General features: G+C 32.3%; 25 protein-coding genes and 1 riboswitch. Of the genes, 7 read left to right on the plus strand and 18 right to left on the minus strand.

Features of this window, described 5'->3' with window-relative positions; translation table 11 throughout:
* Positions 1–202: 202 nt before the first annotated feature.
* The 7 genes from A3M9_RS13640 to A3M9_RS0109500 all read right to left on the minus strand — a co-directional run bounded on the left by A3M9_RS13640 (position 203) and on the right by A3M9_RS0109500 (position 10,055).
* Entirely contained in the window at positions 203–1,840 is a 1,638-nt protein-coding gene (locus A3M9_RS13640; RefSeq protein WP_051350685.1) for a Na+/H+ antiporter NhaC family protein, read from the minus strand.
* Between the two features lie 90 nt (positions 1,841–1,930).
* A riboswitch (Lysine riboswitch) is annotated at positions 1,931–2,108 on the minus strand.
* A gap of 65 nt (positions 2,109–2,173) precedes the next feature.
* Positions 2,174–3,082, minus strand: coding sequence for a pseudouridine-5'-phosphate glycosidase (locus A3M9_RS0109475; protein ID WP_027309017.1), 909 nt, complete (start codon positions 3,080–3,082; stop codon positions 2,174–2,176).
* The gene (locus A3M9_RS0109480) at positions 3,076–4,167 is read right to left on the minus strand and encodes a PfkB family carbohydrate kinase (protein ID WP_027309018.1); all 1,092 of its coding nucleotides are present in this window, start codon (positions 4,165–4,167) and stop codon (positions 3,076–3,078) included. Before A3M9_RS0109480 ends, A3M9_RS0109475 begins: the two co-directional genes overlap by 7 nt.
* Positions 4,168–4,258: 91 nt before the next feature.
* Positions 4,259–6,208, minus strand: a complete 1,950-nt coding sequence (locus tag A3M9_RS0109485) for a cellulose biosynthesis cyclic di-GMP-binding regulatory protein BcsB (RefSeq protein WP_027309019.1) — start codon at positions 6,206–6,208, stop codon at positions 4,259–4,261.
* 10 nt (positions 6,209–6,218) lie between these two features.
* The gene (locus A3M9_RS0109490; protein WP_027309020.1) at positions 6,219–7,457 is read right to left on the minus strand and encodes a glycosyltransferase; all 1,239 of its coding nucleotides are present in this window, start codon (positions 7,455–7,457) and stop codon (positions 6,219–6,221) included.
* Complete coding sequence (locus tag A3M9_RS13645) at positions 7,451–9,031, minus strand: polysaccharide deacetylase family protein (RefSeq protein ID WP_051350686.1); 1,581 nt, start codon at positions 9,029–9,031, stop codon at positions 7,451–7,453. The genes A3M9_RS0109490 and A3M9_RS13645 overlap by 7 nt, the downstream gene beginning before the upstream one ends.
* Complete coding sequence (locus A3M9_RS0109500) at positions 9,009–10,055, minus strand: hypothetical protein (protein WP_027309021.1); 1,047 nt, start codon at positions 10,053–10,055, stop codon at positions 9,009–9,011. Before A3M9_RS0109500 ends, A3M9_RS13645 begins: the two co-directional genes overlap by 23 nt.
* Positions 10,056–10,267: 212 nt before the next feature.
* Between A3M9_RS0109500 and A3M9_RS0109505 the strand changes: the two genes are divergently transcribed.
* The 4 genes from A3M9_RS0109505 to A3M9_RS0109520 all read left to right on the plus strand — a co-directional run bounded on the left by A3M9_RS0109505 (position 10,268) and on the right by A3M9_RS0109520 (position 15,049).
* Positions 10,268–10,558 carry a hypothetical protein gene (locus A3M9_RS0109505; RefSeq protein WP_027309022.1) on the plus strand — a complete coding sequence of 97 codons (291 nt, stop codon included), beginning with the start codon at positions 10,268–10,270 and terminating at the stop codon, positions 10,556–10,558.
* Between the two features lie 278 nt (positions 10,559–10,836).
* Complete coding sequence (locus tag A3M9_RS0109510; protein WP_027309023.1) at positions 10,837–12,480, plus strand: PTS transporter subunit IIBC; 1,644 nt, start codon at positions 10,837–10,839, stop codon at positions 12,478–12,480.
* A gap of 2 nt (positions 12,481–12,482) precedes the next feature.
* The gene (locus tag A3M9_RS0109515) at positions 12,483–13,268 is read left to right on the plus strand and encodes an endonuclease/exonuclease/phosphatase family protein (protein ID WP_027309024.1); all 786 of its coding nucleotides are present in this window, start codon (positions 12,483–12,485) and stop codon (positions 13,266–13,268) included.
* Between the two features lie 98 nt (positions 13,269–13,366).
* Entirely contained in the window at positions 13,367–15,049 is a 1,683-nt protein-coding gene (locus tag A3M9_RS0109520; RefSeq protein WP_027309025.1) for an alpha-glucosidase, read from the plus strand.
* Between the two features lie 42 nt (positions 15,050–15,091).
* Here the strand turns inward: A3M9_RS0109520 and A3M9_RS0109525 are convergent, their stop codons facing one another.
* A complete protein-coding gene (locus A3M9_RS0109525) occupies positions 15,092–15,268 on the minus strand; it encodes an H-type small acid-soluble spore protein (RefSeq protein WP_027309026.1) in 177 nt (58 codons plus the stop codon).
* Between the two features lie 68 nt (positions 15,269–15,336).
* Entirely contained in the window at positions 15,337–15,765 is a 429-nt protein-coding gene (locus tag A3M9_RS13650) for a DUF6241 domain-containing protein (protein WP_051350687.1), read from the minus strand.
* Between the two features lie 138 nt (positions 15,766–15,903).
* Between A3M9_RS13650 and A3M9_RS0109535 the strand changes: the two genes are divergently transcribed.
* From A3M9_RS0109535 to A3M9_RS13655, 3 genes are read left to right on the plus strand one after another with little or no spacing between them, the layout of a single operon-like run.
* Entirely contained in the window at positions 15,904–16,269 is a 366-nt protein-coding gene (locus tag A3M9_RS0109535; protein WP_027309027.1) for a DUF2089 domain-containing protein, read from the plus strand.
* 18 nt (positions 16,270–16,287) lie between these two features.
* Positions 16,288–16,653, plus strand: a complete 366-nt coding sequence (locus A3M9_RS0109540) for a hypothetical protein (RefSeq protein WP_027309028.1) — start codon at positions 16,288–16,290, stop codon at positions 16,651–16,653.
* A gap of 11 nt (positions 16,654–16,664) precedes the next feature.
* On the plus strand, positions 16,665–16,925 hold the full coding sequence (locus A3M9_RS13655; protein ID WP_035166313.1) for a hypothetical protein: 261 nt from the start codon (positions 16,665–16,667) through the stop codon (positions 16,923–16,925).
* 10 nt (positions 16,926–16,935) lie between these two features.
* Here A3M9_RS13655 and A3M9_RS0109550 read toward each other — a convergent pair whose 3' ends face one another.
* The 9 genes from A3M9_RS0109550 to cas10 all read right to left on the minus strand — a co-directional run bounded on the left by A3M9_RS0109550 (position 16,936) and on the right by cas10 (position 25,698).
* The gene (locus A3M9_RS0109550) at positions 16,936–17,421 is read right to left on the minus strand and encodes a hypothetical protein (RefSeq protein WP_027309029.1); all 486 of its coding nucleotides are present in this window, start codon (positions 17,419–17,421) and stop codon (positions 16,936–16,938) included.
* A 13-nt stretch (positions 17,422–17,434) separates the two neighbouring features.
* Positions 17,435–18,052, minus strand: coding sequence for a DnaJ domain-containing protein (locus tag A3M9_RS0109555; protein WP_027309030.1), 618 nt, complete (start codon positions 18,050–18,052; stop codon positions 17,435–17,437).
* Positions 17,982–18,881, minus strand: coding sequence for a DUF5685 family protein (locus A3M9_RS13660; protein ID WP_242826199.1), 900 nt, complete (start codon positions 18,879–18,881; stop codon positions 17,982–17,984). Before A3M9_RS13660 ends, A3M9_RS0109555 begins: the two co-directional genes overlap by 71 nt.
* A gap of 594 nt (positions 18,882–19,475) precedes the next feature.
* Complete coding sequence (locus A3M9_RS0109565) at positions 19,476–20,135, minus strand: CRISPR-associated endoribonuclease Cas6 (RefSeq protein ID WP_027309031.1); 660 nt, start codon at positions 20,133–20,135, stop codon at positions 19,476–19,478.
* Positions 20,136–20,140: 5 nt separating this feature from the next.
* Entirely contained in the window at positions 20,141–21,244 is a 1,104-nt protein-coding gene (csm5, locus tag A3M9_RS0109570) for a type III-A CRISPR-associated RAMP protein Csm5 (protein WP_027309032.1), read from the minus strand.
* An 11-nt stretch (positions 21,245–21,255) separates the two neighbouring features.
* Entirely contained in the window at positions 21,256–22,155 is a 900-nt protein-coding gene (csm4, locus tag A3M9_RS0109575) for a type III-A CRISPR-associated RAMP protein Csm4 (RefSeq protein WP_027309033.1), read from the minus strand.
* A 5-nt stretch (positions 22,156–22,160) separates the two neighbouring features.
* A complete protein-coding gene (gene csm3, locus A3M9_RS0109580; RefSeq protein ID WP_027309034.1) occupies positions 22,161–22,976 on the minus strand; it encodes a type III-A CRISPR-associated RAMP protein Csm3 in 816 nt (271 codons plus the stop codon).
* An 18-nt stretch (positions 22,977–22,994) separates the two neighbouring features.
* Positions 22,995–23,432, minus strand: a complete 438-nt coding sequence (gene csm2 / locus A3M9_RS0109585; RefSeq protein WP_051350689.1) for a type III-A CRISPR-associated protein Csm2 — start codon at positions 23,430–23,432, stop codon at positions 22,995–22,997.
* 13 nt (positions 23,433–23,445) lie between these two features.
* On the minus strand, positions 23,446–25,698 hold the full coding sequence (gene cas10 / locus A3M9_RS0109590) for a type III-A CRISPR-associated protein Cas10/Csm1 (protein WP_027309036.1): 2,253 nt from the start codon (positions 25,696–25,698) through the stop codon (positions 23,446–23,448).
* Between the last annotated feature and the right edge of the window lies 1 nt (position 25,699).

Here is a 25,699-nt window from a genome sequence, read left to right on the forward strand (position 1 = left end):
CGTAATTCGGCACAGGACGTGCCGAGCCGAGCGGCCATCAGGACGATGGCATCGCGAGGGTAGGACTTTTTCAAACAAAGAAAAGCTTAGAATTGATTAGCGAAATGAACGGATGCCTAAGAAATCCTTCATGGGGCTAATCAATATATAACTTTTTCAACAGCCTGATAAGATATCCATTACCTTATGTTTACTTTTAAACCTATTCTTCTAAACCAACTTCAGCCTCTATTTCTATCTCTTCAACAGGTTTTCCAACAAATCTTACCAGCATAAAGCAAGCAAATACCCCAAGTAGAAGTGAAACTACAACTGGTATACCTATTGCAACGGGTAAGTAACCGCATACAACTGTTACAACACCTACTACAATAGAATAGTATAGCTGTGTCTTAACGTGGTGTAAGTGATCACACATTGAACCCATTGAGGATAAAATTGTTGTATCTGATATAGGTGAACAGTGGTCACCAAAGATTGCACCTGTTAAAACAGCACCTATGCTCATTGTCATAAAGTTTGCATCAGGTGACATTGAGTGTGCAAGTGGAATAACAAGAGGCATTAGTATTCCCATTGTTCCATAGGATGTACCTGTTGCAAAGGATATAACTGAACCTAAAACAAATATTAAACTTGGAAGTAAAAACTTTGGTAGCGTTCCTGATAGAACCCCTGCTAAATATTTTGCAGTACCAAGCTCCTTAATTGTTCCAGATAGTGACCAAGCAAGAAGTAGTATTGCACCAGTAATTACAAGTGACTTTACTCCCTCAAGCCAAGTATCAATTGCCTCTCCTACTGTCATTATCTTTTGTGCTACTGCCATTATAATTGCTATTATACTTGCTAAAAGGGCTGATTGGAAAAGTACAACGCTGGCATCTGATGCACCAAATATTTCTCTTATTGAGTTAAAGGATAGTGGTGCATTTTTTATAGCCTCAATTAACTCCTTATCTTCTCCCGCCATTATGCTTGTATATCCACTGTAGTAAAATCCTAAAAATGCAAACACAATTAATGCACCTATTGGAACTATTGCGTTCCATATACTTAATTTAATTCCTTCCTTTGGTTCAATGTTTGAAGCCTCATTTGATACCATTGGCTTTGCATCATCTGCAATCACCTTTCCAAGTATCCTTGCTCTTCTTTCTGCCTCAAGCATTGGACCAAATTCACGTGCTAAAACTGCTGTTAGAACTATGAATATAAGTATAAATATATTGTAGAATCTATATGGTATTGTTGAAACAAACATTCCATAGGCATTTACATCTTGTCCAATTTGAGCATATCCATCCTTTATTAAGCTTATCTCATATCCAATCCAAGTGGATATAAGTGCAATTCCTGCAATAGGTGCTGCTGTAGCGTCTATTATAAAGGATAATTTTTCCCTTGATATTTTCATCTTGTCAGTAACTGGTCTCATTATTGGACCTACAATTAGTGAATTTGCATAGTCATCAAAGAAAACAAGTATTCCAAGAATCCAAGTTATAAGCTGTGCACTCTTTGCAGACTTTGCTCTCTTTGATAGTGATTCTGCTATTGCCTTTGCACCACCCATTTTAGATACAACTGCAATAAGGCCTCCTATCGCAAGGCATTGAAGTATTACTCCTGCATTCCAAGTATCTGATAGGGATGCAAGTATCTTATCTACTAATCCTAAAAACGCATAGAAGAAACTTAAAATAAAACCGTGGGAAGTTAAACTTAAAAGAAATGTACCTGTAAGTACCCCTACAAACAGGGATAAAAGAACATTTTTGGTTCTGAATGCTAATAAAATAGCGACAAGTGGTGGTAAAAGTGTTAAAAATCCTGGCATAAAAAAACTCCTCCTTTAATTTAATAATTTTTCGGAGGAGAGTCCATCAAAGCAAAAGACACCAAAGGTACAAAAATACGTACCCTGCCCTTGCATGATAGCTCTCCACAAACTATGCGTTTGTGACAGTTCTGCATATATTCTATGCAGCCCCAGCCATAGAGCCTTAAAGCATCAGCCCTACGCTTCGGCGGTGGCTCCTTTCCTATACCATCATCGTGCTTGCCTCAGATATAGTACTCTTAGACACCGCGCCTCTATCATGGTCAACGCATATTCAATTTTTATTTAAGTTATATTTTGCTATAAAGTTAATTGTTTGTCAAGCCTTTTTTATAAATTTTTTGCAATCTGTGCCGCAAGCTTTGCGTTGTTAAATACCAGTTGAATATTAGACTCAAGGCTCTTTCCACCTGTGATATCCTTAACCTTTGCAAGTAAAAATGGAGTTGATTCCTTTCCCTTTATTCCCTTCTCCTCTGCTTCCTTTAGTGCATCCTCTATTGCTCTATTTATTGTATCATAATCCATTTCATATTCCTCTGGTATTGGATTTGCAATAACTGCACCACCTTTAAGGTTAAGTTCCCATTTTACCTTTAACATCTTTGCAATTTCCTCTGGAGTATCTAATCTATAATCAACCTTAAATCCACTCTTTCTTGTATAGAAGGCTGGAAGCTCCTCTGTCTTATATCCTACAACTGGAACACCAAAGGTTTCAAGATATTCTAAAGTTAATCCTAAATCAAGTATTGATTTTGCACCTGCACAAACAACTGCAACATTTGTATTTGCAAGCTCTTGAAGGTCTGCTGAAATATCAAAGGTCTCCTGTGCTCCTCTGTGTACTCCACCTATTCCTCCTGTTGCAAAAACACGAATTCCTGCAAGGGATGCTATAATCATTGTTGATGCAACAGTTGTTGCACCATCAATTCCCTTTGCAACTATATATGGAATATCGCGTCTACTTACCTTTACTATCTCTCTTCCCTTTTTACCAAGGTATTCTATTTCATCACGAGTTAAACCCGCCTTTAGCTTTCCACCTATTATTGCAATAGTCGCAGGAACTGCCCCATTTTGTCTAACTATCTCTTCAACCTTAAGTGCAGTTTCAACATTTTGTGGATATGGCATACCGTGTGATATTATTGTAGATTCAAGTGCCACAACAGGCTTCCCATTTTCAAGCGCCTCTTTAACCTCCTGTGAAATTACTAAATAATCCTTTAACATAATCCCATCTCCTTTGCCTTTGTATTTACATTTTGTATAGTCATTTTGTTTGAAATAGTATCCTTTGAGGATAGAGCAATTGCTGCTGCTGCCATTGCAAATTTTGCTGAAGCCTCCATTGAATAATCGTTTATATAGCTGAAAACAAGTCCTGCCAAGAAGGCATCTCCAGCACCTGTTGCATTTACAACACAAACCTTTGGCATATCTATTTTAAATATTCCTTGACTATCTCCGCATACTACTCCATCCTCACCAAGACTTAAAAATACCCTCTCTACTCCCTTATTCAAAAGAACCTCACAGGCCTTTTTTGCTTTATCCACATTATCAACATAAATTCCTGTTAAAATTTCAGCCTCGTATCTGTTTGGTTTTATTGTATGAAACTTTCCTATGAAATCCTTTACCTTCTGTGCCTTTTTTGTAGATACTGTATCTAAAAACAAAACAACATCCTCAAGTTCTGCTATAACTTCAAGTGTTTCTTTAGGTATGTTTGTATCCACAATACATACTCTTGAACCCTCTATTATCTTCTTCTTTGATTTTATAAAATCTACACCTATCCTGTCGCATATATCCATACAAGAAAGTGCAACTGCCATATCTCCATCTTCATCTAATATAGAAAGATATGTTGAAGTATTCTCATCAGAGACAATTAGGCTGTGGCTCATATCTATACCTATATTTTTAGAATGCTCAAGTATTTTTCTGCCATACATATCATCGCCAATAGCAGTTATAAGCTTTACATTTACATTAAGCCTTGCAAGGTTTTCTGCTATGTTTCTTCCAACACCACCTAAGGACATATTTAAAATACCTACATTTGAGTCTTTATACCTTAGTTTTTCCTTTGGAAAGCCTTGTATATCTACATTTGCCCCTCCAATAACCAAAACATACTCATCAATGTTTATAATATAACCTTTTCCTAAAATATATCCCTTTTTCATCAGGTTTGTTATATGAACAGCAACCGATGCCCTTGCTATTTTAAGCTTTGAAGCTATCTCCTCTTGGGTTATAAAGGGGTTCTTCTTAATAAGTTCAAGTATTTCTCTTTCTCTATTTGTCATATAATCACCTAAACTTTTGCTTAATTTATAATCATATGTTTATTGTATCATTAACCTATTTAAAATACAATAAACATTTAAAAAATTATATTTATTCTTTACATTTATTTGTATAAATTAAAACAATAAATACAATAATAGCCATACCAAGGCATACATAGGCAGAAAATATATTTTTATAAATACTTTTTTCATTTTCGATATAGTAAGTTTTTACTGTTCCCATAGAATTTATTACACAGACATTTCCCCTTAATCTTTCAACCAAATCAAAATCGCTGAGATACTTTGATATATTCTTAATTCCTTCTCTCTTAACAGCATTTAGGGTTAAAATAAATTTATCTTTAGCATAAACTCCATATATAAGCTCAATTACTCCATCCCCTTCATTTAGTACAATATTCTCTTTTGCCTTATACCTTCTATCCTTTTTTGCAACATACAAATTATCCTGTAGTTCCTTTAAGTTCAATCCATAAATTAAATTGTTTTTTGATTTATCAACAAACAAGCTAACACTTAATCCCTCTAATCCTTTAATGCTGTGTCCTAAAAATGCAAATATATTTGACAAGTTACTTAAGTCTTCACCGTCTAAACTGCTTGGAATAACAACATTTAAGTCATTAAACTCTCCATCCTCAATAAGGGGGGCAGGATAAAACAAGAGGTCTCTTCTTTTTTCTATCTTTGTTGGTTTGTATATGATAGAATCCTTCAAAATAACAGCAAATAAATTGTTGGCAAGGTATGCTGTATTCCTTTTATCTTTAGGAACAAGATTAAACTTCAGCTTGAGTTTGACGCTTCCACTTTGTACTACATCCTTTAAACTCAGTCTTATACTATCCCCTCTACTTTTTTCTAAAGATAAAGCCTTATCTAAATATGGAATATCATTTACATAAATACAAAGGGACGATTTTTCAAAATCTATTAAGTTCGAATACCTTAAATTAAATTGGGCAAAAGCCTCCTCCTTCAAACTCCTATCCTTTGGTATTTCTATAAAAAAATCAACCTCATTATCTATGCCGTTTAAAACTATATCTTTATAACCTAAATCCTTTAAAGTCACTCTATCCTGATATATTTCTCTATTTTTTTGTTTATATTCACCTACATAAAATGTATCATCATATACTCCCTTTAAAAAATCTATATCGCCTAACGCCTTAGCTGCAAATATAAGTTTTTTACTGTCGAAGGAAGTTATTATTAAAACATACCTATCCACATTATAGGGAGATTTTATAAGCTTGACTAAAGCATTATTTGATATTTTGCTTCTATCTTCACTGTCTATGTACTTCTTAAAATTTTCGTCTAATTCAAAGTAGGGAGATATAACGATTATATTTTTATCCACATCATCCACACTAAAATCCTTAATATGCTCTACCCTTAAACTTAAATTAGAGTATGCATCATATCTTCCAAATACTGCTGATAGATAAAAAAGTGCAAGATATGAATCTAAGTCTTCCCCTGTTAAAATAACTGTGTTAAAACCATCATCATTTCCCCTTTTTAAAAAGGGATAAGGGAAATTACTTAGCCTTATATTTTCCATATTCTCTTCGTATTCTATGTGAACATAGCTGTCATCCTGAATCTCAATCCAATTTCCTATGTTTGTATCTTCATAGGAGTCTTCTCCATCTATCATTTTAAAGGCACATATCCTTAAAGAATTAAAACCTACCTTCATTTTTTCCCTTTTTAAGAAGAAGGCTGTTTGTATATTTTTTTTACCATAAATCTCAACACTTCCAACAGAAGAACCATTTAAATATACAGTTAGCATAGAATTTTTATATTTTATTGCTTCACTTATATTTATATTTAAATATACATAGCTTTCATCCTTTAAAAACCAATTTTCATCAACATAAAAATTAAAATCATAATAACTTCTAATACCTCTAAGTTCTACATTGTTGTTTAATTTATAGTTTTTTATTCCTATATTCTCAGCATATATAGTTTGAGAAAAAACTAAAAAAAGTATAATAAAAATCTTAAGTATCCTCTTCATCTTATCCCCCCTAAAATCTTTCTGTCTTATACCACCTGTGTTCCCTTTTTAAAACCCTATCCTTTAAGTAGGAATAAACACCCATTGTAGAAACAATACCCCAAAGCTTGCAATAGGTAAAATACATTAAAAATATCAATGCAATATTTTTAATAGTAAATTCCTCCTTCTCGAGGGATAGAGAAATAGCAACTTCAAGTATGAACATAATATATGATAAAAACCAAATCAAAACCAAATTTCCATAAACACCCACACTTAAGTTAGTTAAACAACCAAGAATAAAAACACAGTCAGAGATTAATGTTGATAGTAGAAAAACAAAATAAACTAATGTAAAGTAAATAACATCTATAAAGGCACTACTTTTTATCAAACTTCTATCAAATAAATATTTAAATACAACATATACATTTCCCTTAACCCACCTTTTCCTCTGCTTAAACCAAACTCTTAAGTTTTCTGGTTCCTGTTCAAAGGTTACTGCCTGTGGAACAAATTTAATTCTATATCCCATACTGTATATTCTTATGCTAACCTCTGTATCCTCTGCAATTGCCCTATCATCCCATCCATCAACTTTATCAAGTATATCCTTCCTTACTAAAAAATTGGTTCCTGGTATGGTACATAAGTTAAAAAGTCTCCATCTTCCTCCCTGTGCCATCCATTGAAAACTAAGCCCCTCTATATTTATAAACCTTGTTAATAGGTTTTTGTTTTTATTTATTGTCCTAAACTTACCTATAACAGCACCTAAGTTTCTGTCCTTTTTAAGTTCACAAACAAGATTGTATAGTGCTTGTCTATCTGGTCTATTATCCGCATCATATACTGCAATAAACTCACCCTTTGCATATTTAAGCCCAATGTTTAGGGCATTTGCCTTACCCTTTCCCCCTGTCTTAAAATCTGTTTTTACAATCCTAAGCCTCCCTTTATACTCCTCCTTTAATCCTTCTAAAATATACCCTGTATTATCTGTTGATAAATCGTCAACTACTATAAGTTCAAACCTATCTATAGGATAGTTAAAATCCATTATACTCCTTACAGTCTCTTCAATTACCTTCTCCTCATTATGGGCTGGGACTAAAATAGATACAAAAGGCAACTCCTCTAATAAAAAAGTTGTCTTACTTGATTCAATATAATATAGATAGCCAAAATAAGTCAGTATTCCTCCTATGATGAGCATTAGCCATATAGAATAAAGGGAGAACAGGAACAAATTATCATAAATCACCATCCCCTCTCCCTCCTTAGATAAATGGAATGAATTAATATTACTACCATTCCTGTTAATAATAGGATAAATATAAAAAGAGCAGACCTTTGTATATCATAAAAACTTAATTTTATATCTATCCTCTTGTGATAGTCCCAATCTATTTTCCCATCTCTACTTTTTATACAAACGTCCTTTAATTTTATATAGTTTTCCTCTTGTTTTAGGTCATAGAAAGAATAACCCCTATTCCTTAACTCTCCTATTATTTTCTTTAGATAGTCAATATTCACAAACGTATGAAAATAAAGGCCTCCAAAATAGTCTCTAACTACGGAAGTTCTATCTATATTTTTTAATATTTCATTTATGTTGTCTGAATAGACATAGCCTAAGTTTTCAGGTATAAGCCTATTTATAAACTCAATATCATTTATTCTAAAAGGGTAGGATGTTGTACAAAAGGAATGTTCTGATGTTTGTATATGACCTACATAAGTTGAAAAGTGCCTCTTTAAGAACTCATATCCATCTCTATTTATTGCATAGTGGGGTGCCTCAAAGGCAAGAGGATAAAGTCCACATTTTAAACATTCTAAAAGTGCCTTATATACCCTATCCTCCATATACTTATCCATATCATCCGATGGTGCCCTATTATTTTTAATATCCCAAAACTCATAACCTTCCCCAGTTTTTTCATCCCTTATTTGATGAGTATATCCGTGAAGAACTATACTAGCTCCATTTTGTTGCATATATCTTAGTGTCTCTACAAGCTCCCTATTATCGGATATCCTATATATCCTTCCATTTTCCTTATAAGCAGGAATTAGGGCTATCATATAGGGTATTCCTTCAGCCTTTAGATAGTCTCCTATACTCCTCAATTTTTTAACATCAACTTTAGCGTGCACATCCTCTATCCTTACAAAAACCCTTTTTTCCTGCCTATGTTCTTTTTTTAAAACATCGTGAAGAACGTCACAAAGTATATAAAAGGTTGTTCCCTCTGAATCATATCTTGTAACAATCCACCTGTTGTTGTATTTAAATATATATGGTATTTGTTTTTTACCATCTGTAAAATAGCTAATCACTTGTCCATTTTTTACGTCATAGAAATCAACAAAATTGTTATCCGAAACACCAAATTTTCTATTAAACGAAAACCCCAAATCCCTATAATATACATCGACTGCATTATAGTTTTTTCCTAAAAATATATTTTTACCAAACTGCTCCCTTAGAAGAACCTCCTTAAAGCCTGTCCCAATTAAAACTGTAGTTCCCTTATACCTCATCAAGTCCTCTAAAACCCTACTTGAAAGTTCCTCTTCATCTAACCCCAAAACAAAAACACAATCAAAATGCTCCAAATATCCCTCTTGATAGCACTTCTCTGAAACCTCATAAACATCAACATCAAAATGACCTAATGCAAGTTTAAAGGCTAAAACCTCATCATTGTCATAACCAAATTTATATCTTGTATCGTATATTATAAGCACCCTATCCCTTTTATCCTCTGCACAGGCTCTTCCAATCATAAAGCATATTATTGCTAATAAACTAATTATTATCTTCTTTAACAATATAGCATCCCCCCATCCTTAAGGCTAAAAGTGCATTTAAATTATCAAAGGAGTGGGCATATAGATTTGCTTCATTACCAAATGCACCGTATATGGGAGATAGTCTATTTTTACATTGAAGTTTTAACATCCTGTTTATTAGCATATTATATAAATCAACATCCCTATAGTATAAAGCAACCCTTGCTAAAGTCGCATAAATTGCTGTGGATTCTATCCTTGAGGCTGGCTTTAAATCTCTTATGTAATACTCTGAATAGACTGCACCCTTTTTTTCTATTTCACTTTTAATAAACTTAATAAAATCCATATAAAAAATGTTGTCCTCTGCCAAGTGTTCAACTACTATTGCATTTTGAAGCATATCAACCTTATACTCACTTGAATATTGTTTTGTTCTTAAATTATATCTATTTCTAAAAAAGGGGGTACCCTCTATCTTTCCATTTTCTAAAACCCATCTTGAGTTTTCGTATATGCTTTTAAAACTTAGTTCGTAATTGCTAATAAGATTCATTGTATACAAATCTATATAGGATAAAGTAATAGTACCTGACTTTGTATATCCATCATAATAGTCTACTAAAAAGCCATTCCTACATTCATATTTTTTAACAGAGGCTATAATCCTTTTAGCAAGATTGAAGTACTCCTTGTCCCCAAAAACACTATACCCTATTAAAAGTGCTCTTATAATTCTCAAATCATCTATCGAAGCAGATGATGTATATTTATAATCCTCACCAACTCGCCAAGAGACCAAATTATTTTTTAGCATCATTTTATCCATTACAAACTCATAATGCCTCCTGTATCCTGCCTCATCCTTTATGTATAGATAATAGAGCATAGAGAGTCCCTCAGATTCTGACAAAACATCCCTTGAACCAAACTCCATTTTATAGTTGGTAAATATACCTCCATACTCACTTGTTAGTTTTTTCTCTACAAATTCCCTAACTAACTTTTCATCAAGTGTCTCACAAGGATAATCATATTCGAAACTTAACCTTTTACTATTCATATTCCCCTCCCACATTACAAGAAATATGAGAACTAAAACCAATAAAATATACCTTCTAATAACAACCACTCCCCTATGTCTTATAAAATTATATTTTTCAAAGGGATTAAATAGAACAGGTTAAAACTTGGTTAATTTATTGACAAGCTATATCTATTGATTTATACTAATATTGAAAATAATCTGAATATTATTGTTTTTGGAGGCGACTTATGATGAATTTATACCATATCAACCTAACTTATGAAAACAAAATAGATGAGATAGCAGAGGATATAATAAACAACAACTTTGATGTTATTGAAATATACGGAATATGTAGCAGCTGTGATAGGGACTTAGTATTTGAATGTTTTGATTCAAACCCTATATTTAACATATTAAGAGAGCTTCAGCTAAAGGGTATTAGAGGATATAGATTTGACTGTAATATTTACGAAAGTTCAGATAAAAAGATTACTCTTGTTAAAAAATACGATGTTACCAATATAAATGAAATATAAATCATCTAAAATTTCTCCCCTTAAAACTCATTTTAACTTAATCAATAACATTCATCTCCCCCTTATATAAGTAGGGGGGGGAGTTCACCTTCCTATGAGGTTACTTATTCAATTCTTTATATTTTTAATATTTTTATTAATCTTAGGTTTCTTGACATCAGACTTTTTTTACTATATACTACAATTGTTAATTGTCTGAAATATTTGATGGCATAATCCATCAAATATTTTTTTACGCCCTATGCAATCGTTTGCTCACATTTAAAGGAGGTTTTAAAATGTCTAAAAAAATATTCACCTTTGATTTCTGGCAAAAATTCGGAAAAGCACTTATGGTTGTAGTCGCAGTAATGCCTGCAGCAGGACTTATGATTTCAATTGGAAAACTTATTGGAATTCTATTTGGGGACATTACACTTGCACAGACGATTGCAAGAATAATTGAAGATTTAGGTTGGGGAATAATTGTAAATCTTCACATACTATTTGCAGTTGCAATAGGTGGTTCTTGGGCAAAGGAGAGAGCTGGTGGTGCCTTTGCTGCACTTATAGCCTTCATACTAATAAACCGTGTAACAGGTGCAATATTTGGCGTAAATGGTGCAATGCTTCAGGATGCAAATGCAACTGTTAAAACAATATTTGGCTCAAATTTAGTTGTTAAGGACTACTTTACATCTGTACTTGGTGCTCCAGCACTTAATATGGGTGTATTTGTTGGTATAATAGCAGGTTTCTTAGGTGCCGCACTTTATAACAAATACTACAACTACAACAAACTTCCAAACGCACTTTCCTTCTTTAATGGAAAAAGGTTTGTTCCTTTTGTGGTTATATTAGGTTCAGTTGTAACAGCAACTATACTTTCAATCTTTTGGCCAATTGTACAAACTGGTATAAACACATTTGGTAAATGGATTGCAACATCAAGGGAAAATGCTCCATTTATCTCAACATTTATATATGGAGCCCTTGAAAGAATACTACTTCCATTTGGTCTTCACCATATGATTACTATACCTATGAACTACACAGAACTTGGTGGAGTTTACAACATACTGACTGGAGATAAAGTTGGACAAGTTGTTTATGGGCAAGACCCTCTATGGCTTGCTTGGATTACAGACCTTAACAACCTAAAGGCTGCTGGAGATATGGCTACATATAATAAACTTCTTGCTACAGTGCATCCAGCAAGATTTAAGGTTGGACAAGTAGTAACTTCAACTGCATCATTAATAGGTGCTGCACTTGCGATGTATATGAGCGTTGAGAAGGAAAAAAGACCTCAATACAAATCAATGTTTTTATCTGCTGCACTTGCAGTATTTTTAACAGGAGTTACAGAACCAATTGAATTTATGTTTATGTTTACATCACCAATACTATTCTTTGGATATGCAGTGTTCACAGGACTTGCCTTTGCAATGGCAGACCTTATAAACTTAAGAATACACGCCTTTGGTTTTATAGAACTTTTAACACGTACACCAATGATAATAAATGCTGGACTTGCAAAGGACCTACTAAACTTTGTATTTACTTGCCTTCTATTCTTTGCTGTAAACTTCTTTGGGTTTAGGTTCGCAATAAAGAAGTTTAATATACTAACTCCAGGACGTGGAGAAAATCAACTTGATGCAGAGGAAGAGGCTGCTGCAACAACTACTAATACAGGCAATAGAGAATTAGCATTTAAAATAATTGAACTTTTAGGAGGACGTGAAAACATTGTTGAAGTTGATGCTTGTATGACAAGACTTAGAGTTACAGTTGTTGATACAGCAAAGGTTGCAGAACAAAGCAAATGGAAGGAAAATGGAGCTGTTGGACTAATTATAAAGGATAAGGGAATACAAGCAATTTACGGTCCTAAGGCAGATATATTAAAATCGGATATAAATGATATATTGGGGGCATAATAATGAAGCTATTAACACTAAACTGCCATTCCTGGATTGAGGAGAATCAGCTTGAAAAGCTTGATATTATTGCAAAGGATATCATTGAAAAGGGATATGATGTGGTTTCTCTTCAGGAGGTAAATCAGCTAATTGAAAGTAAAGTAGCTATGGACATTGTTAAGGAGGACAACTTTGCCCTCCTACTTATGAATAAAATAAACCAAACTTCAAAGGAAAAGTACAGTATGTACTACGAAAAGAGCCATATAGGATATGATAAATACGAAGAAGGAGTTGCTCTTTTAACAAAGCATAAGGTAAAAGATGTAAAGTCATACCTCATTTCAAGGGCAGATGACTTTAGCTTTTGGAAAACAAGAAGAGTTTTAAAGGCAAGTATTTTAATAGAAGGAGAAGTGATAGACTTCTACTCCTGCCACCTTGGTTGGTGGGATGATGAGAAGGAACCCTTTAAGGAGCAGTTTGACAGGTTATATGAAACTATTGACCAAAATAAGCTAACATTCCTTATGGGAGACTTTAACAACAACGCCTTTATAAGAAATCAAGGCTATGACTACATCATACAAAGGGGACTTTACGACACCTACAGCCTTGCAGAAGTAAAGGATGATGGCGTTACAGTAAAGGGGAAAATAGCAGGTTGGGATGAAAACAGAAATGATTTAAGACTTGATTTAATTTTAGTAAATAGGAAAATACCTGTTAAGTCTTCATCTGTTATATTCAACGGTATAAATAAAGAGGTTGTATCTGACCACTTTGGTGTTTGTGTTGAAATATAAACATATGGGCTGTATAAAATAATACAGCCCTTAAAATAAAAAGGATATTTTCTGATTATTTTAAAATTTGTATAAAATTATAAAGGATGGTGTTTATTGTGAAAAGAGCTTGGTGGAAGGAAGGCGTAGCATACCAAATATATGTAAGAAGTTTTAAAGACACTAATGGAGATGGAATTGGTGATTTAAGGGGAATTATTGAAAAACTTGATTACCTTAAACATTTAGGTGTTGATATGATATACCTAAACCCTATAAACAAATCTCCAAACGATGACAATGGCTATGACATTAGCGACTACTATGATATTATGGATGAATTTGGTACAATGGAGGATTTCAAACTTCTAATCCAAGAAATGCATAAGAGGGATATGAAGCTAATAATGGATCTTGTTATAAACCACACCTCAGATGAACATCCTTGGTTTGTTGAGAGCAGAAAATCAAAGGACAATCCGTATAGGGACTATTATATATGGCATCCTGGTAAAAACGGAAATCCTCCAAACAATTGGGGTTCCTTCTTTGGTGGAAGTGCTTGGGAATATGATGAACAATCAGGAGAATATTATCTACACCTATTCTCAAAGAAAATGCCTGATTTAAACTGGAGATGTGAATATGTAAGAAATGAAATAATTAAAATGATTCAATTTTGGATTGATTTAGGAGTTGATGGGTTTAGATTTGATGCAATAAACCATCTTGAAAAGGACTTTAACTTCCCAGATGCAGAGATAAAAGAAGGACAAGTATATGGAGACTTTATAAAATATGTTCAAAACCTACCTAAGGTACACGACTATATAAAGGAAATAAGAAGAAGGGTATTTAACACAGGATATCACGTTTTAATCGGAGAAACAGGGGGAATTAGCTACCATAATGCCTACCTATATACAGGTGTTGATAGAGAAGAACTTGATATGACCTTCCATTTTGATATGCACTCTGTTGGCAAAGGTGAAAGGGACTGGGAGAGAAGAAAGATAGATTTAGTAAAAGAGATAAAGGAAAAGATGAGTGGATGGCAGATGAGGGATGAGAAGGAAGGCTGGTGCCCAATCTTCTACTCAAACCACGACTCAACAAGAACAGTATCAAGACTTGGGGACGATAAAAAATACCATAAAGAGTCTGCAAAAATGCTGGCAACATTACAGCTTACCCAAAAGGGAACACCATTTATATACTATGGTGATGAAATAGGAATGACAAATGCTTGGGACTTTGAACTTGAGGATTATAGGGATGTTGCTGTTTTTAATAAATATAGGGATTTTGTTGAATCTGGACTTGTGAGCCACGAAAACTATATAAAGGGGCTACACCTAACATCAAGGGATAATGCAAGAACGCCTATGCAGTGGGATGACAGCAAAAACGCTGGATTTAGTGAGACTACTCCTTGGATTAGGGTTAATTCAAATTACAAGGATATAAACGTTAAAGCTCAAATTAAGGATGAAGATTCAATATTAAATTACTATAGAAGGCTTATCGAACTTAGAAAAAACAATTTAACTCTTGTTTATGGAGATTTTATTGAAATTAATAGAGAGCACGAGGAGATATACTCATATATAAGAAAAGGGGAAGATGATGCATTTTTAGTAGTGGTAAACTTCTTTGGTGGAACACCTGAATTTAAACTTCCTGAAGATGTTGAGATTAAAGAGGCTAAGCTAATCTTATCAAACTACAACTTTTTAGGTGAAAATATAGACAATATAACCTTAAGACCTTATGAGGCAAGAATTTATAAGATTAATTTATAATAAATATACTTTAGGTGATTATCACCTAAAGTATATTTATTTTTATTTCTCCTGTAATTTTGAAACAGGAACTTCAAAAACCTTGTTGGTATCTAAGTCTTTAACAACTGCTGATTTTGTATCCTTATGTACCTCCTCAATCCAGACACTGTGGCCGTTGTACTTTACATCAATTACACCAAGTGAGTCTTGAATTTCCATTGCCCTTTCAAGCCTCATAGCTACACCCCTTTTTTTGTATTATGTTGTGCAAATTAGAAAATATTATACACCATTTTTTAACAAAATTATTTTCGCAAACTTTTGGCCTTACCTACTGTCCCTCCAAGCTTACTCCATACATAGTTATGTTCCTCTACACAATTTGAAAAATCTCCATTTTTCCACCTATTTAGTATTTCAATTAATTTATTCTTCTCTAAAGCTTTCAAATTGCTTTCTTTAATCTTTTCAATCAATCTATCACACAGCTCAACTGTTATTTCAACTTCTCCCCAAACTTCACCATCTACTGCCTCTATTTTTGTATTTGCCATCCTGTGCATTGTATCATATATTTCATATTCTAATGATTTATTTGAAACTACTTTTGATTTGGTTTTAGTTAAAGGTTGTACTACTCCTTCATTAATTAAAATTTTTCTCATCCATAAAAAAGAACCTACAAATAGAATAAGACAAAAAAGAATAACGACCGTCCTTTTATTTAGTTTCACACAATCATCTCCTTTTATATTTTAAATACTGTAATTAATATTTTTAATTTTTATTGCTGTCTTGAATCAAAATATTTAATTTCTGTATTTACATTTTTAATATTAGAGTTATAATATAATTAAGAGAGGTGATAATGTATGGCATTTAAAATTATATCCAAATGTCCTGTCTGCAATTCAAAATTAATTGCAACTAAGCTTAAATGTACAAAATGCCAAACAGTCATTGAAAACGAATTTGAACTTTCAAGGTTTTCAAATTTAACATCAGAACAGCTCAACTTCATTGAAGTATTTATAAAATGCAGAGGAAATATAAAGGACGTTGAAAAGGAACTTGGTGTATCCTACCCTACAGTTCGAAGCAAACTTGATGATGTAATATCTGCACTTGGATACATACCAACAAAATCAAAAGACGAAAACAACACCTTGGACATACTAACAAAACTTGAAAACGGGGAGATAACCGCCGATGATGCAATCAATTTATTAAAAAAATAAATTTAAAGGGGGATTAAAATGAACGAAGAAATAATGAAGGTATTGAAAATGGTTGAGGAAGGCAGGATTGATTCACAAAAGGCAGCGGAACTTATTTCGCTTTTAAATTCAAAGGAGCAAGAAAAGACAAGTGAAACTAAAGATAAAATGTTTAAGGTAATAGTGAAATCATCAAAGGGAGACAACGTAAACATCAATGTACCTGTAAAATTCATAAGCACCCTTGGAGCAGCTATTAAAAAATTGCCAAAGGTTGAAGGTGTTGAGGGACTTGAAGAAATTGATATACAGGCAATTTTGAAGGCAGTAAGTGAAGGTCTTGAAGGGAAAATAGTTGATATAAAAAGTGAAAATGGTGACATTGTTGAAGTTGTAGTTGAGTAATGGTGAGCAAGATGAGAATATACATTAAGGAAAACAATGGTAAAATAATAAAAATTAAAGTTCCAGCTTTTCTATTAGGAACTGCAATTAACATACTAAATGCGGTTGTTTTTATAGGTAAACCTTGGCTTGACAAGGAATTTAAAGAAGCTTTAGATTGCATAGATTTAAAGGCTTTAAAGAGATGTTTTAAAGAATTAATTAAATATAAAGGATTACAATTGTTATACGTAAAATCACAAAATGGTGAGGAAGTTGAAATAGTAATATAGGGCTGTGTTTTCACAGCCCTAATTTACTTATTACCCATCCAATAAATTTTGTAAATACCACATCGTAGATATAGAAAAATAACTGTGCTACTATGAGAAATAAATAGTAGTAGCTAATTACAATTTCATTTGAAATGAATAACTTATACACATTATACACAGCAATTATTGAGATATTAAAGTAAATATACTTAAACACCCAATGGAATTTCGTTCTGCTCTCTAAATATGCCTTAACAGATGGATAGAAGGACATAGGGATAAAAACTAACACATACGCCTTATTGGGTATTAAAAAGAAGGCTAATATGTCTGATGCTACTGCCACCAAAACCCCTGTATATATATTTGAAACAATAACAGGTATTGATAAGATATAGCTTGCAAGGGATAAAAAAGTTATTTTACCCTTAACACTTACAAGACCTAAATAGAGAGATATTATAGAAAGTGCTGCCGCTATACCGCTATAAGCAACCCTTTTGGTTTTATCCACATTATCCCCCCTCTTAACAGCAGGAAATTAAATCTCCTCCTAAACATTCACAACAACAGTCTGCACAGTATAGGTATGTACATATAGTACAACAGTCGTCATTTGACCTTCTTGAGGTGTTGTAGTAATGGGTATTGTAGCTTCTATAGCTATTATTCATTCTATAGAGGGCATCTTTATACTCTTGGTTATATGGATTCATTTCTGATGCCCTTTTTATGTAGTCATATCCAACCGAATAGTTTCCTCTGTTTATATATACAAGTCCCATAAGATAGAACCATTCATCATTTCTTATATTTATTCTATTTAGCTCCCTTTCAGCACTAAAATAATCTCCTCTATTTATATACTCCCTAACCCTTTGAAAATCAGTAAAGGTATTTTGATTAGAGTAAGCACTTGATGAATAGCCTCCATTTGAATATCCACTCTGCTGTTTTCCGTGGTTATTTAAAAGGTACTCATAGGCCTCATTTATCTCTCTTAATTTTTCCTCTGCAAGTTCCTTTAGAGGATTGTCTTGGTATCTATCTGGATGATATTTTTTCACAAGCTCCCTATAGGCTCTCTTTATATCCTCCATTGAAGCGTTCTTGTCTACACCTAATACCTCGTATGGATTTTTCATTTATCCTTTCCCCCTTTAGTATTCTTTCTGTCTTATCTGCAAGGGATAGATAAATTATATTATCTAATATCCCTTTATTCTTTTTTATATCAAGTAATTCATAAGCCTTTGTTATGTTTTCAAGGTAGCTATATAGAACAAATCTTATATTTTCAACTACCCTTTCTTTAAAATTCTCCTCGTTATCATAATTAAAGGCATAAATTAAAGGATTATATTTTTTCTCCTTTATATCCTTCTCTAAATCATCTAATGCATCTACTACATATATCCACCTTCCAAGATTATAACCAAAATATTTTAATACCTCACCTGTTTTACCTTCTAAAACATCGAAGATTTCCTTTGTTATTTCTCCAAATAGGTGGCTAAGTCTATCTATGTCAGGTGAGTTCTGCCTTTCTAAAGAAGACATCTCATAAAGGTTTTTATCTATCCCTTCAATTTTATCCCTAAACTCCTCCCTACCCTTCACATTAAAAATCTTTGAAAGTAGGAGGGAAAAATAGTTTTTGTCGTCATTAAAATCATCAAGGAGCTTTCTGTTTGTTAAGATTATATTCATCATAGCTGCATAGTCTATATATTCATTTGTAAAATAGTTTACTTTATTTACTTTATATCCACAAAACCTCCTCTTTGGCCTGTCTGTATCATATTTTATTGATGACAAAAACAAGGCAAGAAAGGTCATATCGTAATTCAAAATATACTTTGCTGGGTAGTTTATCTTTCCAAGGGATGTGCAGACTCCACAGTAGTAGCCCTTGAAAACATCAAGCTCCCTAACCTTTAGCTCTCCCTTTAAGGGTGTAACATAACCAAATATAAAACCACATCCTTCTTTACAAGTATATTTTTATTTTACTTCAAATATAATAAAAATTCCATATATGGTTAATAAAAAGAAAAGAATTCATCCGAAGATGAATTCTCTTATGTTATAAGTAATACGGCTGCCATTATATTTTTAAATCCCTTATAGGTAGGCTATAAACCCCCTTTCAATCATTATTATATCTATATTTTTCTGAATTGTCAAATTGTTTCTTTTTCGTAATAAAAAAGTAGCTTTGTAGGTTCTTCAAGGGTTTGAGGCTGCTGTCGACCCCCCGGTTTTTTTGCAGGATTGGGGGTCGACAGCAAAAAACTGTAGCTTTCAGTCCACAGTTTTTATATTTTATTATTTACTCCAATTAATAAACTGTTCAAGATATTCTTTACATATCTCAATTCATTTAAATCATTCGTAATTCTTTTATTTTGTACTTTTTGTTTTTTTACACTGATAAACATAAGCCGATAAGATTAACCGCTTTAAGGTTAATCCTTCCATTAGATCAAGTTTTCCCGCACTCAAAGTGCTGTCCAATTTCATACATTACAACTGTGTAGTTAAGTTTAGCTTCATTTTCACATAGTATTATTTCTTTTTATAAAAATATAATTCCTCTGACATCATTCCTAATCCCTCTTCATTATCGTCACCTAATCCTAAACAATTTGCTAAATATATAAGCTCCTTAGAACCATAAAGCTCGCATTTTGACTTTAAATATATTTTTCCTTCTTCTACAATTTTATCTGGGGTATTTCTAAAAATTATTATAAACGAATCATTATCAGGTTTTTTACCATACATATTTTCATACTTCCTTATAATTTTATCCCTAATCAATTTATTATATAAAACAGGGTTCTCTACAAAATCAATACTTTTGCCCTCTTCATCTAAAACTAAAACAGGGGATAAAAGATATCCTTCATTAAAAAACTCTATCCTCTTTACTCCCACATCAATATTTATAACTTTTCCATATTTAAATTCAATACCCTCTTTTAAAATGCTACTTATAAATGTATGTAACCCACTAAAATTTAATGTTGTAAAATCAAATCTTGCCTCATCAATTGCATAAAACCCATCCTCTATTACCTTTTTTCTTTTACAAACCAAATCTGAAAATGCAAATCTTTCTATTCCTGTTTCTTTAAGTCTATTGCTAATGGTGCTTTTATATTTTTTATCAAAGAAAAATGGGTTTTTAAAACCCATTTTTACACTAACTCTAACACCCTTCATAAAACTTACCTCAAAGTAACCTTAATCCACCCAAGTGGTGCTTCTATCTTACCATTTTTATACACCAATCTTCGTGTTTTTGGAAACATATCCTCATATATTCTACCTTTACTTACAACCTTTAGTTGTTGAATAAACTTATTATCTATATTTCTAATAACACTCTTTGGCTTATATCCTGTTGAAAAACCAACTTGTAATATAAATTCATTGTCTGCAAGCTTCATATCACGCAGTTTTTTATAAAAATTCAATACATCAGTTAATTCACCATTATTATATTTTTCATAAAACTCAATTTCAGAACTAATATAGCTATATACTTCCTTCTTTAACTTTGACACATAATCAATTACAATGTCAATATTTTTAATACCTGTAAAACTATTTTCTTTAAAATATTTTATAAATCCACTACTTATTTTACCCTTTAGCTTTGTTCCCCTTTTAAGTGCCTCTGTATGTATAGAAACTGCTCTTTTTTTATCTTCTATGTTTTCTCTTCCTGCAAACCACTTTGCTTTTCCATTACATACATTCAACACCTTAATATCACAAAGTTCAAGGTTTGAAGCATCTACCACATCAGTATCAGATATGTTTAAAAATCTAAAAGGAGAGTAATTAGGAGAACCAAACAACTCTTCTTCTGCTCTATCATCGCATACTTCACTTTTCTTTTTATTTTTTACAGAATTATCTAAACTTCTCAAGTAAATATCTTCTTTATTAAGTGCCCTACTAAGCATACTTCTTGCAGCACCCTTTATAGAACTTCCTGGTATATATGGCCTTCCTGCTGTTTTCATTATTTCATTTATTTCTCTTATTCTATTTGTTGAACCAACATAATCAAGTTCATATTTTATATAGCTTTTATAATCTATTCTTTCAATTTTCAACCTATCTAAAAAACTTTGGTTAGAATTAAAATCAAATGTTTCAACAAGACTCAAAGCCTTTTTATTTGCCTTTATCATTTTCATTATATCAATTATATATGCTTTTTTACCTTCAACAACAACTTGAAAGCTTGGAATTTTATCCCCTGATGTCACCGTTGTTGGAGATAAAATCTCAATCTCATAATAATTTACTTTATAATCCATTTTCCCCCTCCTTATTCAAAGGGAACTAAAAACGCCCTGCCATATTTGTAAACCTTATGTTCATTAAATCCCTCTGGAGTATCATCAAAAATTGTTCCTTCAGCTTCTCCTCCTATAATACTTCCTTCCTCAAACATCCTATATATATTATGCTTCTTTGTTTTTACATATGGTGAATATATATATCCTGTTCTTTCTACAATTCCATAGCTTAAAAACTTTTCTATCTCCTCTTTTTTAGGTAAGCACAAAGATATAAGAATATTTTTATTTGAAGGCTTCTCTAACTTTTCTTCAAAGAATTTAAACTCAAAATGTCCATAACCATAGCTCCTCATACCACCTAATCCTTCATCAGCCAATAAGTTTAGAGCAGAGAAAACCTCATCCTTTAATTCATCCTCAACATCCATATAGAACCAAAGTCCACAGCCTTTATTAAACCTACAACAACTTGTATAGTAAATACTTGAACCGTTATTTAACCTATCTACTACAACCCTTGGTCTTTCTTCTATTTTGTATATATATTTCTCTATTTTCTTAGATAAAAGCATATTTCCTACTACATATTTATCCTTTGCATGTCCCCTTAAAACCTTCTCGCTTATATATTTTATCTTCTTATCCTTTTTAAAATCATCTAAATACATCTTGTTATATATTGGTCTTGGATAAAGGTACTCATCATCTACATAGTAAAAGGAGGATGAAACCTTAAGTTTGCCTTGTAATATGTTATCTAAAAAATTGTCTGTTTTATCTTTTCCAAATAAAAGTGAATAGCAATTTACAATACCTGAAAATATAGTATCAGAATGAATAGTTGTATCGGTTATATTAAACATACCCTCCCTATACCCTAAATGTATAGGTTCCTTAAATTTTAGCTTTACTCTATACCTTTTCATACCCATCATCCTAACTTAACTTCATTTAATGAATTAAATGGCCCAAAAACCTTTTTATCCTCTTTTCCTAAATAAGCATTTTTACCTTTATACTCTATTTTTATATTTTCAAACTTAACTTGTCCATAACCTCTGCTACCTTGACCACCTAAATAATCATCTTCAAGAAGTTTCATAGCAGTAAGTAGTGCTTCAAAGTATTTTTTATCATCATCATTGTACACATTTACAACAAAATTACACTTAAAGGTTGCCCCTGCTGGTACTCTTTCTGTCTGTCTTGGGTTTGCCGCAGATGTTATTCTGTCTATGTTATTTTCAAACTTTACTTCTGTATATTCAAAATCCATATTGTCCTTCATTTCATCTGTAATACTTTCATCTATAAGATGTGCATCCCTTACTATTAACCTTGTTGGTTCCACAGCTTCCTCAAATGTTCTATCCACATAAGCACCATTTGAGTTTGTTATTATTTTATGCTGTCCGTGATTTCTTCCAAAAAGACCACAAACAATACAATCCTTTTTATCACACATATGCATTCTTATAGAACCGTCTCCACCATTGTTTTTATAAACAGAATATGCAACATTACCAATAGTTAGTTTATTATTATAAAACTCCATTAAACTTCTAAGTTTACCCTTTAAGCTACTTCCTGGTATGTATGGTTTACCATATACATCCTTTATAACAGGATTATCAACACCACCGATATCTAAGCTATTTCCTGCTGTACCAATATGAAGTCCTGTTAAAAGTTTTATTTCTGCATCTATTACATATTTTCCATTTAACACTATTTCATTAAAACCCATAATAATGTACCCCCTTCATTAATTTCCACCATAAGCCTTGTGGTATGCTATTACTGCCTCAAAGAAATCTTTAAACCTCTTTAATTCAGTCTTATCTCCCTTTAATGTTTCTTGAATTAGTATGTCAAAAACATTTTTAAAGTTCTTTAATTTAGAAAATCTACCTGCTGTATATCCAATCTGTGCTTTTATTAATCTTAAATTGTATTGATATTCACGTTTTTCATCATATTCAAGTTTTCTAACTTCAGAATATATTTTTCTAATTTGAGATACCGTTACACCATCATCCTTAATTCTTTTACCAACTTTTTCAGCAATTTCAAATAATAACTTTCCATCTGCATCCTTTTGAGGATTTAAAAGTATAGATGCAGTTTGTGCATTTAAAATATCCTCTTGATTATTTGGAATATTATTTTGCTGTTTCCCTTTGTTTTGATTATTATTTGGCATCTTTCCTACCTCCTTAACCCCTACTTTCTATATCAGACCAAAGTGTTGCTGTAAACAGCTTATTATACAATGAATTATTGTTCTTTAATATTTTGCTTATAAGCAATTTAATATTCTCTTTAGCATCCTTATGTCTTTCTTGAAGCCTTGCAAAATAATAAACAAGTCTCCAAGATTTAAACAAATCTTTCTCTTCCTTACTTCTTTCATATTGATTAATAATAGAATAAATTGTGTAGTATATATTTCTTGTTACGTTTTTATCAACAACCAGATGCTTCATATCGTTTTTAATCTCTTTAAACTCCTCAAACTCTTCCCATCCTATAACATCCTTTAAAAAGGAAAGAGCATTTTTTGTCTTACCGCCTCTTTCATACTCTTTAGCCATATCTAAGCTATCTCCAGCATCCTGTGCAACTCTAAACACAGGGAATTTAACATCTGGTGCAATCTCTACTGCCATTGATATTGTAATATCACTATTACCACCAGTATAATCATTAAACTTATGTGTTAAACCATATGCTAAATCTGGAAGACTGCTCCAAGGACCTATTATAAAGAAATCATCTCCACCTGAGTAAATAACCATACACTCTTTATAATTTTCCCTTACATAGTCCTCAAGGAATTTTCCAAAGAAAATCTCAAGCTCAGAGGATAACGTCGCAACCCTTGATATTGACTTGTTTTCTCCCAAACCTTCTAAGAATATTCTTCCAAGGTTGTCAACATCACCTCTTAAGACTCCCCACCTTTTAATTCCTTGTGCCTTTTGTGAAACTTCCTCAAGGGTAGCTACCCTACTACCTTCTTTATACATATAATTTGCTGTTTTAATGTAGCCTGATGTATTTTTAAAGTCTACTCCTTCTTTGTTCACAGAAAATGCCTTCTTATTTAATTGATCTGTAAACTCAATTTCATATCCAAAGGAAGCAAAAACATCTTCTACCCTTTTAACTTTTCCATTAAACTTTTCTCTTTTGTGTAAATACACATACTTGTTTCTATAAAGTGCATTACCTAACTCAACAAAGGATTCACAAAACTCACAAATATCTCCCTTAATTTCTCTTTTGCAGTATGGACATATATTTATATTTTCTCTTGGCATAAAGAAATCTTCATTTAATATGTTTGAAAACTTCTTAAATTTTTCTTCTGAAAGTTTGTTTCCTGCAGCCCAGAAAACCTTTGAAAAATCTGCAGTAGCTAAATCACCAATATTAAATTCGACGCAGGATAAAAGAACAGAAACATCTATTCCGTGTGCTTTAAATAAAACTTCTTGTATTTTTTTCTTATACTCTTCTATTCTCTCCTTTGTTTTATTGGGTGCAATTATATAAAAATGTCCTCCACCACAATATAGTATATTGCTTAAGGTAAGTCCTTCCTCATCAACTATATACCTTGCAATGATATCAAGAATATATGATAGGTAAAATGAACGAGCCTTTAGATTCTTTAGAGCATCCTCCATATCTATGTTATACAAAAAGCTTTGAATACCAGATATATCACCCTTTATTAAACAAAATATGTTTTCCTTAAAAAGCTCCTTATTAAGCTTTACTTTTGTATAAATCTCATCTATTTTTCTATAGTCTCCATTTTTTATTTCTTCCTCAAACTGCTTATATAAGCATACTGCAATTGCAGCAGTTGTTTTAAGGTGTGAAAAAAGGTTTATATCTGGTCTTGAATAATAATATGCAGATGGAACATTTGAGGTGTATTCACTTAGTATATAGTATATTCTATCTATATCTCCCTCTTCCTTTATAACACCCTCAAATTCATCCCACAACCTTTTGTATGAAACCGATATATTTTGTTCTTCGCTATCCATAAGTTCATTAAACTGCGATAGCCTTGAAATCCTTTTATACTTTCTTTTTTCTTCTCTACTTCTGTTTAACTTAACCAAATTTAAAACAGAAATTAGATTTTTACAATCATCTTCCTTTTCCTCTCTTTCACCTGAAGAGAGCATATCTGCTATTGATATGATTTTTTCATATACATCAGTTGGTTTGTGGTGATTCCTAACAAGCCTCTTGATTTCATTTATATTTGGTAAGTTAAGTTTTTCACAAAAGTAGGCACCCCACTCCTGATGTCTTGGAGAATATGCACCCTCCTGTTCATATATCGTCTTGTATGCCCTTTTTACCTTTTCCTTTTCATTATTATCCTGCGTCCTTTGATAAAACTTACCTATATCGTGCAAAAGGGCCGCAGCATATAATTCCTTCATC

Origin of the sequence: Caloramator sp. ALD01, from assembly GCF_000472625.1 — a bacterium.
GTDB lineage: Bacteria > Bacillota > Clostridia > Clostridiales > Caloramatoraceae > Thermobrachium > Thermobrachium proteoclasticum.